Source organism: Amycolatopsis sp. WAC 04197 (assembly GCF_003947475.1).
In the GTDB taxonomy this organism is placed as follows: Bacteria; Actinomycetota; Actinomycetes; order Mycobacteriales; family Pseudonocardiaceae; genus Amycolatopsis; species Amycolatopsis japonica.
This window is the reverse complement of sequence record NZ_QHJK01000012.1, coordinates 123,602-140,160: the sequence shown is the minus strand read 5'-3', so window position 1 is coordinate 140,160 and position 16,559 is coordinate 123,602. Positions and strand designations below refer to the sequence as shown.

Annotated in this window: 19 protein-coding genes; 6 read left to right on the top strand and 13 right to left on the bottom strand. The window is 68.5% G+C overall.

Annotated elements, in window-relative coordinates:
- Window positions 1–18: 18 nt before the first annotated feature.
- Window positions 19–1,389 carry a cytochrome P450 gene (locus DMC64_RS36875; RefSeq protein ID WP_125737276.1) on the top strand — a complete coding sequence of 457 codons (1,371 nt, stop codon included), beginning with the start codon at window positions 19–21 and terminating at the stop codon, window positions 1,387–1,389.
- Here DMC64_RS36875 and DMC64_RS36870 read toward each other — a convergent pair whose 3' ends face one another.
- The 4 genes from DMC64_RS36870 to DMC64_RS36860 form a co-directional block, all read right to left on the bottom strand.
- On the bottom strand, window positions 1,390–2,043 hold the full coding sequence (locus DMC64_RS36870; RefSeq protein WP_233629951.1) for a DMT family transporter: 654 nt from the start codon (window positions 2,041–2,043) through the stop codon (window positions 1,390–1,392). It abuts the gene before it with no gap.
- A 64-nt stretch (window positions 2,044–2,107) separates the two neighbouring features.
- Window positions 2,108–2,278, bottom strand: coding sequence for a hypothetical protein (locus DMC64_RS43420; RefSeq protein ID WP_233629950.1), 171 nt, complete (start codon window positions 2,276–2,278; stop codon window positions 2,108–2,110).
- A complete protein-coding gene (locus DMC64_RS36865) occupies window positions 2,275–3,732 on the bottom strand; it encodes a class I adenylate-forming enzyme family protein (RefSeq protein ID WP_125737275.1) in 1,458 nt (485 codons plus the stop codon). Before DMC64_RS36865 ends, DMC64_RS43420 begins: the two co-directional genes overlap by 4 nt.
- Window positions 3,729–4,859 (bottom strand): FkbO/Hyg5 family chorismatase, encoded by a 1,131-nt coding sequence (locus DMC64_RS36860; protein WP_233629949.1) that lies wholly within the window; start codon window positions 4,857–4,859, stop codon window positions 3,729–3,731. Before DMC64_RS36860 ends, DMC64_RS36865 begins: the two co-directional genes overlap by 4 nt.
- Window positions 4,860–5,285: 426 nt before the next feature.
- Here DMC64_RS36860 and DMC64_RS36855 point away from each other — a divergent pair, with 426 nt between their 5' ends.
- The 5 genes from DMC64_RS36855 (at window position 5,286) to DMC64_RS36840 (ending at window position 9,503) form a co-directional block, all read left to right on the top strand.
- Window positions 5,286–6,257 carry an SDR family oxidoreductase gene (locus DMC64_RS36855; RefSeq protein WP_125737274.1) on the top strand — a complete coding sequence of 324 codons (972 nt, stop codon included), beginning with the start codon at window positions 5,286–5,288 and terminating at the stop codon, window positions 6,255–6,257.
- A gap of 96 nt (window positions 6,258–6,353) precedes the next feature.
- Complete coding sequence (locus DMC64_RS42820) at window positions 6,354–6,968, top strand: hypothetical protein (protein WP_158634296.1); 615 nt, start codon at window positions 6,354–6,356, stop codon at window positions 6,966–6,968.
- On the top strand, window positions 6,965–7,585 hold the full coding sequence (locus tag DMC64_RS36850; RefSeq protein ID WP_158634295.1) for a maleylpyruvate isomerase N-terminal domain-containing protein: 621 nt from the start codon (window positions 6,965–6,967) through the stop codon (window positions 7,583–7,585). Before DMC64_RS42820 ends, DMC64_RS36850 begins: the two co-directional genes overlap by 4 nt.
- A gap of 9 nt (window positions 7,586–7,594) precedes the next feature.
- Window positions 7,595–8,707, top strand: a complete 1,113-nt coding sequence (locus DMC64_RS36845) for a cupin domain-containing protein (protein WP_125737272.1) — start codon at window positions 7,595–7,597, stop codon at window positions 8,705–8,707.
- Complete coding sequence (locus DMC64_RS36840; RefSeq protein ID WP_158634294.1) at window positions 8,694–9,503, top strand: class I SAM-dependent methyltransferase; 810 nt, start codon at window positions 8,694–8,696, stop codon at window positions 9,501–9,503. Before DMC64_RS36845 ends, DMC64_RS36840 begins: the two co-directional genes overlap by 14 nt.
- A gap of 152 nt (window positions 9,504–9,655) precedes the next feature.
- Here the strand turns inward: DMC64_RS36840 and DMC64_RS36835 are convergent, their stop codons facing one another.
- The 9 genes from DMC64_RS36835 to DMC64_RS36800 all read right to left on the bottom strand — a co-directional run bounded on the left by DMC64_RS36835 (window position 9,656) and on the right by DMC64_RS36800 (window position 16,549).
- On the bottom strand, window positions 9,656–10,123 hold the full coding sequence (locus tag DMC64_RS36835) for a lactococcin 972 family bacteriocin (protein WP_233629948.1): 468 nt from the start codon (window positions 10,121–10,123) through the stop codon (window positions 9,656–9,658).
- Window positions 10,124–11,067: 944 nt separating this feature from the next.
- Window positions 11,068–11,466 carry an STAS domain-containing protein gene (locus tag DMC64_RS42815; RefSeq protein ID WP_158634293.1) on the bottom strand — a complete coding sequence of 133 codons (399 nt, stop codon included), beginning with the start codon at window positions 11,464–11,466 and terminating at the stop codon, window positions 11,068–11,070.
- A gap of 77 nt (window positions 11,467–11,543) precedes the next feature.
- Window positions 11,544–12,011: an ATP-binding protein gene (locus DMC64_RS42810; protein WP_158634292.1), complete on the bottom strand. Its 468-nt coding sequence runs from the start codon at window positions 12,009–12,011 to the stop codon at window positions 11,544–11,546.
- Between the two features lie 127 nt (window positions 12,012–12,138).
- A complete protein-coding gene (locus tag DMC64_RS36825) occupies window positions 12,139–13,323 on the bottom strand; it encodes a PP2C family protein-serine/threonine phosphatase (RefSeq protein WP_125737269.1) in 1,185 nt (394 codons plus the stop codon).
- Entirely contained in the window at window positions 13,320–14,318 is a 999-nt protein-coding gene (locus tag DMC64_RS36820; RefSeq protein WP_125737268.1) for an ATP-binding protein, read from the bottom strand. The genes DMC64_RS36825 and DMC64_RS36820 overlap by 4 nt, the downstream gene beginning before the upstream one ends.
- Window positions 14,315–14,746 (bottom strand): anti-sigma regulatory factor, encoded by a 432-nt coding sequence (locus DMC64_RS36815; protein ID WP_125737267.1) that lies wholly within the window; start codon window positions 14,744–14,746, stop codon window positions 14,315–14,317. Before DMC64_RS36815 ends, DMC64_RS36820 begins: the two co-directional genes overlap by 4 nt.
- Complete coding sequence (locus DMC64_RS36810) at window positions 14,736–15,134, bottom strand: STAS domain-containing protein (RefSeq protein ID WP_037342887.1); 399 nt, start codon at window positions 15,132–15,134, stop codon at window positions 14,736–14,738. Before DMC64_RS36810 ends, DMC64_RS36815 begins: the two co-directional genes overlap by 11 nt.
- Window positions 15,131–15,994 carry an STAS domain-containing protein gene (locus DMC64_RS36805; RefSeq protein WP_125737266.1) on the bottom strand — a complete coding sequence of 288 codons (864 nt, stop codon included), beginning with the start codon at window positions 15,992–15,994 and terminating at the stop codon, window positions 15,131–15,133. The genes DMC64_RS36810 and DMC64_RS36805 overlap by 4 nt, the downstream gene beginning before the upstream one ends.
- 105 nt (window positions 15,995–16,099) lie before the next feature.
- Entirely contained in the window at window positions 16,100–16,549 is a 450-nt protein-coding gene (locus tag DMC64_RS36800) for a MarR family transcriptional regulator (protein WP_228708172.1), read from the bottom strand.
- Window positions 16,550–16,559 lie beyond the last annotated feature (10 nt).

Below are 16,559 nucleotides of genomic sequence, written 5' to 3'. Positions count from 1 at the left end.
CGAGGAAGTGGAGATTTCGTGCTTCAGAAACAGGAAAGTCCCGCTGAAGCGGCGACCGCGCCGGGGGCGATACCGCTGGTCGGACACGCTCTCCGGCTTTTGAGGCCATGGTCGTTGCTGCATTCACTCCCGGCGCAGGGCGACCTGGTCCGCCTGTACATCGGCCGGCTTCCGGTGTACGTGGTGTGCAGCCCGAAGCTGGTCCAAGAGGTCCTGGTCCACGATTCGGACTACGACCGCGGGGGTGCGGTCTTCGACCAGGTTCGCACCGTGATGGGCAACGGCTTGATCACCTGCGGGCATGACCGTCACCGGCGGAGCAGGCAACTCGTGCAACCGGTGTTCAGCCGCTCCCGGCTGCCCCGATACGCGGAACTGATGGTGGAGCACAGCACCCCGGTGATCGAGTCCTGGCGGGACGGGCAAGTGCTCGACGCGCGCGCGGCGATGCACACGATCATTCGGCGCGTCTCGATCGCCACGTTGTTCTCGTCGCGGATCAACGCCGAGCAGTTCGAGCGGCTGCAACAGGACATCGGCACGATCGCGGCGGGCTGGCTCCGCAGGTTGATCACGCCGCGTCCGCTGCGCCGGCTCACCGGCGGGCGGCAATGGGCGAGCGCGAGCAAGCGCGTCCACGAAGCCATCGACGACTCGCTTCGCTCCGCAGGGGCCACGGGCTGTCCCGTCACCGGTGCGACCGCCGACGTGCCCGAAGTCCTGCTCGCGGCTCGGGACGCCGACGGTGGCGGCTTCAGCCACGAGGAGATCCACGACGAGCTGATCAGTATGTTCCTCGCGGCGGTGGAGAGTTCGTCGACCGTGCTGTCCTGGACGCTCGACCTGCTCGCGCATCACCCGGAAGTGCAGGATCGCGCGGCCGAGGAAGTCCGGCGGGTGGTGGGTGAACGGGAAATGGGCTGGCCGGACGTGGATCAGCTGCCCTACCTCAAACAGATCGTGCACGAGTCCTTGCGCCTGCACCCGCCGACCTGGCTGCTGACCCGGATCACGACGCGCGAAACCGTTCTCGGCGGGCATCCGCTCCCGGCGGGCGTCAACATCGCCTACAGCGCCTACCTGCTGGGACGCGACCCCGCGGTGTTCGCGGATCCCGACCGGTTCGACCCGGACCGCTGGACCGGGGCGGCGCCGCCCCGTGGATCGTTCGTGCCCTGGGGCGGCGGCTCCCGGTTGTGCATCGGCAACACCGTGTCACTGGCCGAGATCGTCATCGTGCTCGCGGAGATCGTGCGCTCGTGGCGATGGGAACCGGTGCGGCGCCGCCCCGCGACGGCGCGGGTCTCGATGCTCCACGTGCCGAAGTCGGTACGCGTGAAACTACGCTCGAGGAAGGAAGCCGTCGCGACGACGGGAGAAGTCCGATAGTCAATTCCCCTTCCCGCTGCGGAGCCGGGTCACCCCGATCCCGGCGAGGCAAAGCGCTCCCCCGGCGAGGGCGAGCATCGCGGGTACCTCGTCGAGAAGGAGCCACGAGAGCCCGATGACGATCACGGGTACGACGTAGGTGGTCGCCCCGAGTACCCCGGCCGGTGTCCGCGACAGGGCATAGGCCCAGGTGTAGAACGCCAGCGCGGTGGGCAGGAGGCCCAGGTACACGACCGACCACGTCGCGGAAGCCGGGGCGGTCGCGACGTCGTCGACGAGCTGTCCGGCGAAGGGCAGGCAAGCGATCGCGCCCACCGCGCAGCCGAAAGTGGTGGCCTGAAGAGCCGTGGCGTGGCGCAAGACGGGTTTCTGGGAAACCATCCCCACCGCGTACCCGGCCGCGGCCAGCAGGCACAACGCGACACCGCCCACGGTGGATTCGCCTTGGTGCGAAGCGAAACCCACGATCGCGGTGCCGCCGAAAGCGACGACCAGCCCGGCCAGGAGTTTGGCGGGCATCCCCTCCTTCAGGACGACCGCGGCCAGGATGGCGGCGAGAACGGGGCCCACGCCGACCACGAGTGAGGCAGTACCCGCGTCCGTGTACCGCTCGCCCCAGTTCAAGGTGACCATGTACAGGCCGAACCAGAACACTCCGGCACCGGCGATTCCCGGCAGGCCTTCCGGTTCGGGAGGGGAACCCCCTTCGACATGGCGATCAGGCCCAGGGCGAGCGCGCCCACCAGCAACTGCCCAAAGCGAGCGATCCCGGCTCGTAGTGGGCACCGGCGAAGCGGATTCCCACGAAGGCGGACGCCCAGAGGAACATCGTGACCGCGACCGCCGCGAGCGCTTTGACATCGAACCCGGTTTTCGCACGGATGGTCATCGGGCACCCGCCAAAGTCCGGAGTGCCCGGCGGTCCAGTTTGCCCACCGGGGTACGAGGAAGGGCGTCGGTGACGACGTACTCCTGCGGAACCTCGTACCAGCTGAGGTTCCGTGTCGCCAGCGAGGCGACTTCGGCGATCACCTGGTCCGCCTCGGTGCCGGCGGCCAGTTCGAGGTGGGCGCGCAACAAGGTCGCGCCGGTACTGCCCCGCACCGAGCACACACCGGCCGCCTGGACGGCGAAGTGGCGGGCGAGCAGATCCTCGATCTCGACCGGGTGCACGTTCTGCCCGCCCACGATCTCGATGTCGTCCAGCCGCCCATGGAGGCGAACGAAGCCATCGTGGTCCGCCGTCGCCGCGTCGCCGGTCGCGTACCAGCCGTCCGGCAGACGCCGCGGCAGGTCGGAACCCCGCGTGACGCCCGGCGCGATCGTCGGCCCGCGCACCTCCAGCCTGCCCTCGGTGTACGGGGGCAGCTCTTCACCCGCATGGCCGACGACTCGCATGCGGTACGGCGGCAGGATCCGCCCGATCGTGCCTTCCCGTTGATCGATCAGGGTATTGGCGATCACCGCGTGCCCGAGCTCGGTCGTGCCGAAGATATTGAGAAGACGCCTGCCGAGGATCGCGCGCAGTCCCGCCTCGACGGTACTCGGCAACGGCTCCCCGGCCACCAGCGCCAGGCGAAGCCGACCCAGCGACGCCACCGAAGAAAGCCGGAGCAGTCGTGCATAGAAACTGGGTTGTCCATAGAGGACTGAAACGGAATGCCGGGCGATCAGGTCGAGCGCCGCCGATTCGGTCAGGCGTTCGCGGCTCAGCACGGTGGTGGAGCCTCGGAGAAGCGGCATGAGGATCGAGTTGGCGAAACCATAGGCGAAGTACATCCGTGATGCCGACAGCGTCACGTCGTCGGGCGTCAGCCCGATCACCTCGCCGATGGCCAGGTCGTACACCGCCGGGTCGCCGTGGGTGTGGAAGCAGAGTCTCGGCCGGCCTGTGGTACCTGACGTGAAGAAAGCGAAGGCGGGTGTGTCGGGCTCCGTCGCCGCGTAGTCATCCACGGGTTCCGCGGCGAGCAGATCTTCAGGCGTGACCGAGCCGGCTCGGTCGAGCCCCGGCGTGCCCGGTGTGGCCACGGTGAGATGCGGGACCGCGATTTCGGCCGCCCGCCGTAAGGCGGACTCGTGCATGAGGGTGTTGACCGGGATCGCCACCGCGCCAAGCTGAACGGTCCCGAGTACCGCTTGCACGAGTTCGACACTGTCGGGCAGCGCCAGCAGGATCCGGTCGCCTGCGGTCGTCCCGCGGGCGGCCAGACCGCCCGCGAAGCGTTTCGCACCGGCGTGCAACTCCGCGTACGACACGGTCACTCCGTCGGCCGTGTACGCCGGGCGCGAGGGCCAGCCCTGTACACGAGCGAGTCCGGCGAGATGCGCTGCCAGGTTCACGGCACCATTCCTTCGATCTCCACGAGCAGGTCCGGGCGGCAGATGTCCACGTTGAGATAAGCGACCTGAGCCTCCGGCGAGAAGACCTCTTCACAACGAGCGCGAACCAGTGGGATGTCGGCCGCCCTGCGTACGTAGACCTTGATCAGATCCAGATCGCGCAGGGTGTAGCCGCTTCCCGTCCCGGCGCGGCGCAGGTTGTCTTCGCAGATCAGCGCCGAGATGTTGTCCAGGGTGACGGCCAGCTGGCCTGCGACGTCGTCCAGGCACACGGTCTCGTCTCCGAGGATGCTGGCCGTTCCGGAGATGTACAGAGTCCCCTCCGCCAGCGTCGCCCTGGTGAAGCTCGGCGCTTGGGGGCCGTAACGCTCCGGATAGTGGTAGGCGGGGGTCTGGCGGGGGTTCTCCAGGTGTCGCACGTTCGCATCGGCACGTCCGGCAAGGAAATACAGGTAGACACCCCGCCCGCGGGTGCCGATTCCGGTGGCGGCGGGAATCCGGCCGATACGGCCCGCCCACAACCCGAACGCTTCGGCTCTTCCGATACAGAAGTCGCGGTAGATCTCCATGCCGTCGGCGTTGTCGTCGATGATGCCGCCGACCAGGTTCCACATGCGGAGGACGTTCGGATAACCGAGACGCGTCGCTAGTTCGAAGGCTGAATCGTAGGCGATCCGGGCAGCGTCCCGATACACGGTCCGTTCGGCGACCTGGGCGGTGCAGAACAGATGACGTCCGTCAACGGCGTAGGCCAGACCGCCGTCCCGGCCCGACATCACCGGACCCGACGCGGCGAAGATCTCTTGGAACCCGGCTTCGGCGTCCGTGAGCATCGGCACGCCAAGGGTGGGCACGCCGTCACGCATTTCGGGTGCGAAACCGCGGGCACCGAAGATCACCCGGCCGAGCAGATTCGCGCCTTTCATGATTTCGTCATCGGGTTCGAATGTGATATCCGGTCTCGAGTTTCTCGGTGCCGAAGCGACTTCGACGAATCCAGGCATGAGTATTTCTTTCCGTTCAAGGAATAACGCGGCCGATTCGCGGCGGCCGGCGACGCCGGCTCGGCAGGAAGAATGGCGGATGTTTTCAGGTGGGTCAACTGTCCGGCGGCGGTGATATTTCACCCGGTCGGCCGTTGTGGCCGATGGTCGCTGGATGCGTCTACGCTCGGACTTCCTGATTCGCGAGGGATTTTCCTGAAAATCCTGGCCACCTGCGGATGTTCCGGGCCTTCGGACTTTTTCGCGGATCGGGAAAATGACACGAATCACAGTTCCCGGGCGCGTCGCGTGGAAAGGTGGACATAAGGTGATCGTCCGCCGAAACCCGCCGTGCACTCCTGGCTTTCCGGGGCACCGGCTGAGCCCTGCCGGACGGGGGCGGCGGGCATTCGGATGCTCACCGACCTCGCGCGTGCGGCGTCGTCCAGGCCGGCTTCCCATGGCCGCCGCTTACCTGGTCCTCGCCGCCATGCGCATGGGTGACAAAACTTGACCCTGGTCAGGCCGTACCTAATCTGACAGGGGTCACCCCGTGCGCAGGAGGAAGCCTTGGCCAAGATCACGCCCGACATCTCCGTGCCGGATCTCACCGGTAAACTCGCGGTGGTCACCGGCGCGAGTGACGGCCTGGGCCTGGGCCTGGCTGCCCGGCTGGCGGCGGCGGGCGCCGAGGTCGTCATGCCGGTCCGCAATCCGCGCAAGGGGCAGGCCGCTCTGACGAAGATCCGGGATCTGCACCCCGGCGCCGAAGTCTCCCTTCGAGATCTGGATCTGTCTTCGCTGGAGTCGGTCGCGGCGATGGCGGACCGGCTTGTCGGCGAAGGCAGGCCGATCCACATCCTCGTCAACAACGCCGGCGTGATGACGCCACCTGATCGTCAGACCACAAAGGACGGTTTCGAACTGCAGTTCGGCACGAACCACCTTGGTCACTTCGCCTTGGTCGCCCGGCTGTTTCCATTGCTGCGAAAAGGAAACGCCCGGATCACCTCGCAGATCAGCATCGCCGCCGACCAGCATTCCGTCAACTGGGCCGATCTCCAGTGGCAGCGGACCTACAAGGGTCAGCACGCCTATAGCCAGTCCAAGATCGCGTTCGGCCTGTTCGGGCTCGAGCTCGACCGGCGGAGCCGGGCCCAGGGGTGGGGCGTCACCAGCAATCTCTCGCACCCCGGCGTGACACCCACGAACCTGCTCGCGGCCCGTCCAGAGGTAGGCCGCGAGCGGGACACCGTGATGGTGCGCTTCATCCGCGCGCTGTCCGCACGCGGCATCGTCTTCGGGAAGGTGGAGACGGCCCTGCTGCCCGCGCTCTACGCCGCGACGTCACCCCAAGCCGAAGGCGGCCGTCTCTACGGTCCGAGCGGCTTCCGGCACCTGTCCGGGCCTCCGGCCGAGCAGAAACTGTACTCGCGCCTCCGCGACACCGACGAGGCCCGCCGGATCTGGGAGACCTCCGAGGAACTGATCGGTTTTCGATTCCCGGCGGGTGCGAGTTGCCCGAAAGTCGTGACCGAATGACCAAAGACTCCGATCTCGTCGCCTGAGGCCGCGGAAGTCGGCATGCTTCAGTACATCAAGCCATAGGACTCGCTGCCGATCGTGAGGAGCCGAGGCGTGACGACCGCTGAGCCGCAGACGCCGGTCGGCACCCGGTGGATGCCGCACGCCTCGTTGCGTTGCTGGGCGACGGCCTCCCTGAAACGACGGCTTCCCCGGGCCGAGGTGTGCTGGGATCCGCGAGACCGGCCCGGAATCACCGACGGGGTTTGCCTTCTCGAACTGGTCGTCCCGGTCGTGACCCCCGACCGGGGTTACTTGCTGCTTCTCGACACGGAGCGTCTGCGACGTCAGCTCGACCGCGAAAAGTCCGGCATCGGGCCACCCTTGTTCTACGCTTCGTCGCTCCCGATCGGTCCTGGCCCCCTGAGCTTCCGGAGTCAGTGCATGGGTTCAGGTCCTCGATGGTCCGGGTACCGGTCCCTGCCCGGCTTGATGCGCGTCATGCGCCCGGCCGACATCCTGGAAGCGGTCCGAACCCTCGCGCGGGAGCCGATCACGCCGCTTCCCTGGCCGGGTACGGTGCGCACTCGGCGGTGGACCGAATTCTGGTCCACCGCCGGGAAGGTCCGCGTTGTCGCGATCGGGCGCCCCGGTGCCGGATCGCCGGGCACCCGCTCCGGAGACGCGATGACCGTTCTCGTCGGCACACCCCGGGGGGAGCGGCGATGACCGCGCGTTCGCGTGGCACCGCCGAAGACGTCGATCTGCTCGAAGGGCTCTGGCGACGCTGGGCTCGGGCCGGTCGTGACGCACCGGCGTCGGTCTGGGAGAGGCCAGGACTCGGGGTCTGGTCGGTGAAGGAGCTTTACGCCCACGTCAGCCGGGGCGCCACGACCACCTTGGACCTGACCGGCCGGGCCACCGACGGCGCGCCGGGGATACCGGACGGAGCCGGATACTTCGGGCTACTGATGGCGAAGGGTGTGCGGCCCGATGAGGGAGTGGCGGAGCTGGCGAAGGAATGGGCTGCGCGGAACTCGGTGACCTCGCTGGCTGAGGCGTTCGACAGCGCTGCCGTTCCGGTGCTCGAAGCGGCACGGAGACGTCCGGACCGGCTGCTGCCGACGATCGCGGGCACCATGCGGACGTTGGATTACCTAGTGACCAGAGTGGTCGAAGCGACCGTGCACCTGCTCGACTTCGACGCGGTCGTGGCGGATGCGCCCACGCCACCGGAGGAAGCCCTGACGAGGACGGCCGTGGTGCTCGCAGACCTCGTAGCGCCCGACGACTTCATCCGCTCGGCGACCGGACGAGGTCCGGCCGTGTTCCCCGTCCTCCGCTGAAGGAGAACCATGTCCTTGCGTCCTGACGAGCCATCCGAAGACCGATCCCGCTGGCATCTGGGCGGTTTGCTCTCGATCCGGGCGGACGCCGCCCTCACCGACGGCATGGTGGCCGTCGTGGAGGAGAAAGTCCTGCAGGGCTACGCCACACCGCCGCACGTTCACAGCCGGGAGGACGAGATCCTCTGCGTGCTGTCCGGGGAGATCGAGTACGCGAAGAACGGGGTCAAGGGGAGGGCCGGAGCCGGCGAATCGGTCTTCCTGCCCCGTAACCAGCCGCACAACTTCGAAGTCGTTTCGCCGGAGGCTCACTTCTTCCTCGTGGTCACCCCAGCCGGATTCGAAGGTTTCTTCCGTGAAGTGAGCCCGGCCGCGGAGACCGAAGAAGTTCCCGCTGCCGGGAGCGCCGCCCTCACCGAGCCCCGGCGGATGGCCGAACAGGCTCTGCGCCACGGCTGCCGGATCTTCGGCCCCCTGCCCGAGACCTTGGCGGATCTGGGCAGGCGTGTGGTTTCGGGCCGGGAGCCGGCCGAACTCGATGAGCACTACGCCACGATCGAAGAGTTGATCGCCACCAGTCCGGAACCTTTGCCCTTTCCGCGAACTCTCGTCGCCGACCTCATTACGGCGGCGGGAAGGGCAGGCCGTGCGCCCGTACACGCTCGTGCCTTCCTGTCACTCGGCATCATCGCCGAACGCACCGGTGTCGATTTCGGTTCCGAGGCCGCCGGGCTGCTTACGCTGGCGCGAGATGAGCCGTCTGAAGCGGTTTCTCTCGGCCTGAGCTACCTCTTCGCGCACTTTCCCGGGCAAGCGCCGCTCATCGAGGCGGCCTTGTCGACACGAGTACTCGCGGAGCCGGACCGGCTGCGGCTCCTGAGGTGCCTGCGACGACCTGATTTCTCTGACCGTGCACCACTGGACAGTCTTGGCCGCGTGTGGCCGACCCCCGGGATATGGACGGATGTCGAGCGCGCGGCCGACCAAGAATGGCGAGACGCGCTCGAACTCGACGAAGTGGCGATCCGCGGCCTATGGGACGCCGAGACCCAGGCTTTGCTCGCCTTCCTCGGCGGGCGAGCCGAACACGCGATCATCAGGGGAGCCGATGTTCGATCTTGACAAGCTCACACCGGCACTTCGCCGGGCGCTCGCGTGCCCAGCCTGTCATGGCGGCCTCGCGCGAACGAGTGGCGGGCTGAGATGTGCCGCGTGCGCGAACGAATACCCGGCGAATGGCGAGTACCCCGACTTCGCCCCCGAGATGCGAATGAAATCCGGGCTGGGACCGTTCTATCTGCAGGATCCCTTGCACGTGCCGCACTACGAGGCGAAGACCCGCGTCGCGTTTCTCGAGATCATGGGCGGTAACTGGGATGGGGCCGTCACGCCGGAGGTGGAGGACGACTACCTGCGGGGACATCTCGGTGCGGGCGATGCCCCTCTGCTGGACCTGGCCTGCGGAGCAGGTCGCTGGACCCGGACGCTGGCCGGGCACCTGGGCAGCGATCAGGTGATCGGCCTTGACCTCGGCAGGGCCATGCTCACCTCGATCCGCGCCGCTCTGCCAGAAGTGCCGGTGATCCGGGCCAGCGCGCTGGCTCTGCCGTTCGCCGACGGGTCGTTGGGTGGTGTCAATTGCTCGAACGCCCTGCAGCTGCTCCCAGACCCGCGCGCCGTCCTGTTCGGAGCCGGTCGTTGCCTGCGCCCAGGAGGGGTGTTCACCGCCTTCACCTTTCTGCGGTCGGAGAGCCCCGCGCGGCGCTACTTCCAGCACCGGCACGAGCGCACCTTCAACGTCCGATCCTTCACCGCAGGAGAGCTGATCACCTGGCTCGACAGCGCCGGCCTCGCTCTGACCGACCTGACCACCGAGGCTGACATGGTGTTCCTGACCGCTCGGCGGCGACGTCTGTGAGGCGGTCGCCGGCGGGCCGATGACCGGCGCGGGCTCGCGAGAGGACGGCACCAGCCGCTCACGGTGCCGTCCTCGAGTTCGCGGCCGTCACTCGGCCCCGTCGTGATCCCCGGCATGCCGGAGTCAGCGGCACCGACGCCTTTGCCGAGCGGCTACTTGCGCCAATACGCCTTACAGGTGGCCGTGGTGTAGAAGACCAGCCTGGCGTCCGAAACCGCGCCTGGACCGACGTAGTCGGAATCCGTGCGGCCGTCCATTTCCACGGACGACCCGTGGGAGACATGGTCGTGCTTGTACTGGGAATGGCAGCCCTTCTGCCCGATCGCGTTCGGTCCGGAGCCATACGACCAGATTCCGCCGCCGACCTCCTTCACCGTCTGCGCACCCATGCTGCCGGAGGTGCCGTCGACGGTGTACACAACCCAGCCGCCGAAATCGGTCTGCTCCTGCGCGAGAACACGAATTTCGGAGCTGGGTCCCTCAGGCGCGGCGGATGCCGCAGGTGCGGCGACGAACATGGCGAGCCCGGCCAGAGCCGCGCACGCGATGGTCTGCTTGTTTTTCATGGTGTCTTCCCCTCGAATCGATTGACTGAGAAGGAAACGCATTTTGGTCTGCACGTGAGAACCGTGTTGTCGAATTCCCCGTTTACCTCGACGCTCCCCGAGATCAAGGTCGCACAAGGGGCGACGGGTGCACTAGCCTTCGGCGGCGGATTTCCCGCGTCCGGGTTAAAATGCGTCATTCGCTTGACCGAGGCGGGCAAGCGCTCCATGATCTCGCGAAACTCAGCGGGCCGGGTATCCGCGAATCGGATCTCCAGGGCGAAGGGTTCGCTGGCGGATGCCGTCCGCGAAACTTCAGTGTTTCCGTCCAAGCTCGCTGCCCACATCGACATCGGCGGTTGCCCTAGGGTGAATACCACGTGGCAGTCCTGGGCGTCACGCCCGCACCCGGGGTGCCACGATGAAGATGGAGGCGGCGGTCCGTTCTCGCCGGAAGGCCCCGGCCGATGGACGGACCGTCGCCGTTCATCCTGTGCGCCGAGGGCCACCGGGTGGGTGCGAATCCTTGAACCGCCGAGACTCGTCCGGGTTCGCGAGGGATCACCCTTCGCTTGAGCCAAGACGGGCTGCATTGGTGTAGACAACCACCCCTGTCTCCCAAGGCATGGGGGCTCGCGGCTGCCGGGTTTGCGTAAAGCGTTCCCCGCGGCGATGTCGCAGATCGAGGAGGTGATTGTGGGTGGTGGTAGTGGTGGAGGGAGCGTGGCGTGAGACACAGTCACCACCGTCGAGTCGAGCCGTATCGGACGAGCTACCCGCGTAGGCGAGTCTCGAACGAGGGAGGATTTATGGCTCACAAACGATCTCGATCGAGGGCGACCGACCGCGACTCAAAGCATGAGCGATCGCAAACGTTCCAGCTCAGGCCGATCGGCGACGACTGAGGGCCACACCCGCCGATTAACCGGAGGGTTCTTGGTTCGAGTCCAAGCGGGGGAGCACAAGCCCAGGCCACAGGCCTGGGCTTCTTCGTTTTCCGGGCTCGATGTCTTCGTCTGTCAGCGCTCGGGGTGCGGGCGCCGGTTCGAGGCGTGCAGGGCTTCGTCGACGGTGTGGTAGAGCCTCAGCACGATGTCGAGTCCGGTGATTTCGATGGGCCGGATCACCGGGCTGTTGGAGTCCACGGCGATACGCAGTGATTTTCCTTGTTCCTTCGCGTAAGCGTCGGTGTTGATCAGCGTGGCGAGGCCGGCGGAGTCGAGGAAGTCCACTGTGGTCAGATCAAGGACACAGGTACCGGCGGTGTCGTCGATCGCGGCCATGACCGCCGTGCGCAGTATCGGCGCGGCGTCGGTGTCGACTTCGCCGGTCACCGCGACCACGACGCGCCCGCTCACGACGCGGCGGACGATGTCCAGGTCGGGCGGTGGCGATTCGGCCTGGGGCGGGTGATTCACACCGGGCGACGGTACCGGACCGGCGACGCGGGGAAAGGCGACGCCGGACCGGGTTCCGCCCGTTCCGCGGCGCACCGCTAGTCCTCGCTGTCCCAGGTGCGCGCCGCCGACAAGTGCGGCGCGTGACCGCTGTTTCCCCCGTGGTGCAACGCGAGTTCGACCCACACGGTCTTGTGGTCGGCGAAATTCCGGACGCCCCAGGTGGCGGCGAGCCGGTCGATCAGCAGCAAGCCACGCCCGCCGGAACCGTCCGGGGTCCGCCGCCGCGGCCGGCGCGGCGAGGCGTCGTCGACCTCGATCCGCACGTAACGGCCCTGATGCGTGAGGCCGAGACGGCAGACGCGGGGCGCGTCACCGTGCCGGTGGGCGTTGCTGATCAGTTCGTCCGCCACCAGAACCGCGTCGTCCACGGCGAGTCCCCGGTAGTGGCACAGCAGTTGACGGACGCCATGGCGGACGTCCCTGGTCGGGGTCGTGTCCAGATCGAAGGTCACGTCGCCCGGATTCGGCTCGTTGCGCTCAGTGGTTCCCGGCTGCGTCGACATCCGTCCCACCGCCTCGTTCTAGATCTCTGATCGGAAACATCGCGCACTGAAGGCAGTACCCGGAGGTGAACAAAAGCAAACGCCAAGGGGTGCCGCGTCACTTTCACCCGCAGGCTCGGCTCAGGAGCTACGGGGCCGGTTTGCGTCTGATCGCGATGACGACGGTGTCGTCGGCGTGCAGGACGATGTCGTGCATCTCGGCGGCGAGGGTGTGCGGGATGGTCGCCGTGGATTCCCCGGCGTGGCGGCGTGCCGCGGCCAGCAGGCGGCCTTCGCCTTCCTGATGGTTTTTGCGGCTTTCGGTCAAGCCGTCGGTGTACAGGAGGAGCAGGTCGCCCGCGGCGAGGGTGCGGCCGACCAGGCTTCCGTTGCCAGGGTCGGGAAATCCGATACCTCGCCCGACGTTGGCAGGCACCAGGAGTTCGGTGTCGCCCGCCGCGGTGACGAGGACCGGGCGCGGATGGCTGCCGTTGGCGACGGTGACGTCGCCGGTCAGCGGGTCGAGCCGGGCGAGCAGCACGGTCGCCATCAGGCCGGGCTCGATGGTCGCCAAAGTGCCGGCGGCGCGGGCGATCAGATCGTGGAGGGGATGGCCTTCCAGCGCCAGCGTGCGGATGGCGTGGGTGACGGTCAGCGCGTGCCGGGTCGAGGTGACGCCGTGGCCGACGGCGTCGACGAGGGTGATGTGCACGGTCCCGTCGGGCAGCACGAACCAGTCGTAGAGATCGCCGCCGGTCGGGGAGTCCGCTTCGCTGGGCGCGTAGTGCACGGCCAGGTCGAAAGCGTCCACGGGTGGTGGTGGCGGGCGCAGCGCGTCTTCCAGTTCGCGGAAGATCACCGCGTGGGCCTGCCGGAGTCGCTCGTCCCGTTCCTCGAGTTCGACGTACATGGCGAGCACGCCGCTGTTGGTTTCGGCGAGTTCGTGTTTGAGTTCGCGCTGCTCCTGGGCGAGGGTGTCGGCGCGGGCGATGAGCGCGAGCATTTCCTCGCGGGTGGCCAGTTCGTCGTCGAGCGGAACCGTCGCCGTGTCGTGGACGGCGGGGAGGTGCCAGGTCAGGACCGCGCTGTCGCCGGCGTCGGGCAGTAGAGGCAGGGCGTTGCGGTGGTCCTGGCCGACCAGGCCGGGCAACCGGAGGGTGACGGCCAGTCTGCCGTTGCCCGCGTGGGTCGACAGCTCGGGCGGGTGCTCCGCTCGCTCGGCGAGCAGGGTCACCGCGAGGACCAGTTTGGCGCGGTCGTCGGTGGTGACCCCCGCGGCGGCGCAGGCTTCACGAAGGCGGTGGCGTAGCCGGGCGATGGGGGAGCGCGTCATGACGTGCCCGTTCCGGAGCCGACCGCGATCAGGGTGGCGTCGTCGTGCGGGTCGCGGTGCCGGTGGGCCAGGTCGGCGGCGAGGAGTGCCGGGACCGGGAGCGGGCCGAGGGGTGCGGCGCCCCGCCAGCCGGTGCCGATTCCGTCGGTGTGCAGGACGAGGACGTGGTGTTCGGGCAGGTCCACGGTCCGGACGTGGGGGTCCGGCAGGGTGAACCCGACGATGCCGGGCATGCTGAGCAGCGGCCTGCTCCGTCCCGGCGTCAGCACCATGCCGCCGATGTTCCCGACGCCGCAGAATTCGAGCAGGCCGCCGGAGACCCGGGCGAGCGCGACGGCCGCGCCGCGGGTCTGCCGCAGCGACCGGTGCATGGCGGTGAGGTGGTCGCGGAGCGGGCGGCCCGGGTTGCGGCGGAAGACGTCGATCGCGGCCACCGCCGCGTCGCCCGCGGCGGGCCCGTGGCCGAGGCCGTCCACGACGGCGATGGTCCGGACTCCGGGCACGCAGGCCAGTGCCAGGCCGTCGCCGCACCGGTCTTCGCCTTCGCGGGCCAGGCGGACGTGCGCGACGGCCGCGGCCTTGGCGCCGGTGACCAGTGTTCGTGCCGCCGCGGTGGTGCCCGAGGCCGTCGCCGACCGGATCCGGAACTCGGTGGCCAGCCTGCCGACGGCGCCGAGTCCCGTGCCGAGTGTCGCGGTCGTGCTGTGGCCGTCGATGCGCCAGTAGTCCAGGTCGGCCATGCCCGGTCCGGAGTCCGCGGCGTAGATGTCCACGCCGTCCCCGGCGAGGGAGCGGTGGATGAAGACCGTGCCGTCGGTGGCGTGTTTGTCGATGTTGCCCGCCAGCTCGGACGCGATGACGGCCGCGCGCTCGGCCAGCACCTCGGGCAATCCCGTTTCCGCGGCGACCTCCCTGGCGGCGCGCGCCGCCGTGTAGACCGCGCTGATGTGGTCGATCCGGATCTGGCGGGTGAGGTCCGCGACGGTGATGGTCATGGCTTCCAGCGCACGATCGTGACCGTGGTGCCGCGGCCGGGAGCGGTGTCGATGGTGAACTCGTCCACGAGGCGCCGGGTGCCGCCGAGACCGTGCCCGAGCCCGGCGCCGGTGCTGAACCCGTCGGCCATGGCCTGCTCGACGTCGGCGATGCCGGGGCCCTCGTCGCGCACGGTCAGCTTCAGGCCCACCCGGCCCTCTCGTACGACGGTGATCGTCATCGAGCCCCCGCCGCCGTGGATGTAGGCGTTGCGGACCAGTTCACTGGCCGCGGTGACGATTTTCGTCTGGTCGACGATGGAGAAGCCCACGGCGACCGCGCAGGCCCGCACGGCGTGGCGGGCGGTGAGGAGGTCTTCCTCGGCGCGGACGGCGTGTTCGCGCGCGGGGATGTCGTGCCCGGAACCGGTGAGTTCGTCAGGAAGCATGAGGCGCCTCTTCGGCGGCCTCGGCGGGGCGGCGCCACCCCAGCAGTTCCATGGCCTGTTCCGCGTTGAGCGCGGTCTGGACGCCGGTGAGCCGCAGGCCGAGTTCGGACAGGGTGATCGCGACCGCGGGGCGCATGCCGGCGACGATCATCCGTGCCCCGAGCAGCCGTCCGGTGGCGGCCAGCTGCATCAGCACCCGGGCGACGAAGGAATCGATGATCTCCAGCCGGGAGATGTCGAGGATGACCCCTCGGATCCCTTCGTCGGAGATGCGGGTGGTGAGTTCGTCGGTGAACCGCAGCGCGGTGGTGTCGTCCAGATCGGCCAGCAGCCCGCTGATCAGGATGTCGCCGAGCCGCAGGATCGGCAGGCCCGCGTCCGCCGTCATCCCGTCACCGCGGCGGTGCGATCGCCGAGCAGCTCCAGCGCGGCGGCGAGGGCGTCGGCCAGCGAGCCGCGGGTCACGATGTGGGAGAGATCGATGCCGAGCTGCGTGACGGTCTGCGCGATCGACGGACGGACCCCGCTGATCAGGCATTCGGCGCCCATGAGCCGCACCGCGCTGACCGTCTGCAGCAGATGCTGCGCCACCGCGGTGTCCACTGTGGACACGCCGGTGATGTCGATGATCGCCACCCGGGCTTCGTGGGTCTGGATCGCCTCCAGCAGGCTGTTCATCACGACCTGGGTGCGGGCGCTGTCGAGCGTGCCGATCAGGGGGACGGCCAGCACCTGCCGCCACAGCCGCACCACCGGGGTGGACAGCTCCAGCATCTGCTGGTGCTGGCGGCGGATGATCTCCTCGCGCCCTTCGACGTACACCGAGAAGGTGAGCAGGCTCGCGGCGTCCAAGAGCTGGTTGACCAGCAGCGACGTCTCATAGCGCATCGCCGGGTCCTCGCTCCGGCGTTCGACCGCGGCCATGGTCGTGTGTTTCAGCGCGAGGATCGCCGTGGCCGTGAGCGCCGGCGCGGTACCCGCGCGAGCGCGTCGTTCGGAAAGCCCGCGCAGGGCGGAGCGGACCGCCTGGTCGCGCTCGATGATCTGGCTCAGCGGCATCCCGATGGCGAGCGCGTCACGGAGGGCACCCAGTAGTTCGGTCGCCTCGCGCCGCAGCGCGGTCTCGTCGAGCCGGGCCGACGAGTCCGCCAGCTGCCATCGGACCCACTCGTCGACCAGCTCGTCTTGGTCTTCACCGAAGATCCGCGAAAGCAGGTCCCGGACGGCGGAGTCGTCCGTCCTCAGCACTGAGGCCTCCCAGGGGCTCCAGGCCGCTGCCCGATATCCACAGCAACCGTTGTCATATGACAATAGTTAGCCTACTGGAGAGAACCGGTCGCGCCATACCCGGACCTAGTCGCCTGCCGCGGCCTCACGGAATTCCCGGAGGCCCGTGGCGAGCGCCGCCCTGGTCTCGGGGGTGAGTTTCGCCAGCACGGCCTGCAGGCTTTCCCGCCGCCGGGCCCGCAGATCCCGCAGATACGCGCGGCCACGGTCGCTGAGCCGCAGCGTGATTTCGCGGCGGCTGGCCGAACTGGGGAGCCGTTCGAGGAACCCGACGGCCTCCAGCCGGTCGCACAGGCGACTCACCAGCGGCGGGGTGGAGCCGAGGACGTCGGCGAGGGCGCGCAGGTTCAGGCCGTCGTGGTGATCGAGCGCCACGACCGCGCGTACCTGGGACGTCGACAGCGGACGCGGTGACGCCTCGCGAGCCCGCTCGAACATGATCTCGAGCAGCTCGGCCGTCTCGGTCACGGCCGCCGCCACCGTCTCGGTGCCGGGCGGCTCGGAGGACCGATTCACAGACCCACTC

What these genes read in the sequence shown, in the direction of transcription:
- DMC64_RS43420 (WP_233629950.1), bottom strand. Translation starts at nt 2,278, where the DNA reads ATGACCATCCGTGCGAAAACCGGGTTCGATGTCAAAGCGCTCGCGGCG.
- DMC64_RS36850 (WP_158634295.1), top strand. Translation starts at nt 6,965, where the DNA reads ATGACCGCGCGTTCGCGTGGCACCGCCGAAGACGTCGATCTGCTCGAA.
- DMC64_RS36845 (WP_125737272.1), top strand. Translation starts at nt 7,595, where the DNA reads ATGTCCTTGCGTCCTGACGAGCCATCCGAAGACCGATCCCGCTGGCAT.
- DMC64_RS36840 (WP_158634294.1), top strand. Translation starts at nt 8,694, where the DNA reads ATGTTCGATCTTGACAAGCTCACACCGGCACTTCGCCGGGCGCTCGCG.
- DMC64_RS42810 (WP_158634292.1), bottom strand. Translation starts at nt 12,011, where the DNA reads ATGTCGACGCAGCCGGGAACCACTGAGCGCAACGAGCCGAATCCGGGC.
- DMC64_RS36825 (WP_125737269.1), bottom strand. Translation starts at nt 13,323, where the DNA reads ATGACGCGCTCCCCCATCGCCCGGCTACGCCACCGCCTTCGTGAAGCC.
- DMC64_RS36820 (WP_125737268.1), bottom strand. Translation starts at nt 14,318, where the DNA reads ATGACCATCACCGTCGCGGACCTCACCCGCCAGATCCGGATCGACCAC.
- DMC64_RS36815 (WP_125737267.1), bottom strand. Translation starts at nt 14,746, where the DNA reads ATGCTTCCTGACGAACTCACCGGTTCCGGGCACGACATCCCCGCGCGC.
- DMC64_RS36810 (WP_037342887.1), bottom strand. Translation starts at nt 15,134, where the DNA reads ATGACGGCGGACGCGGGCCTGCCGATCCTGCGGCTCGGCGACATCCTG.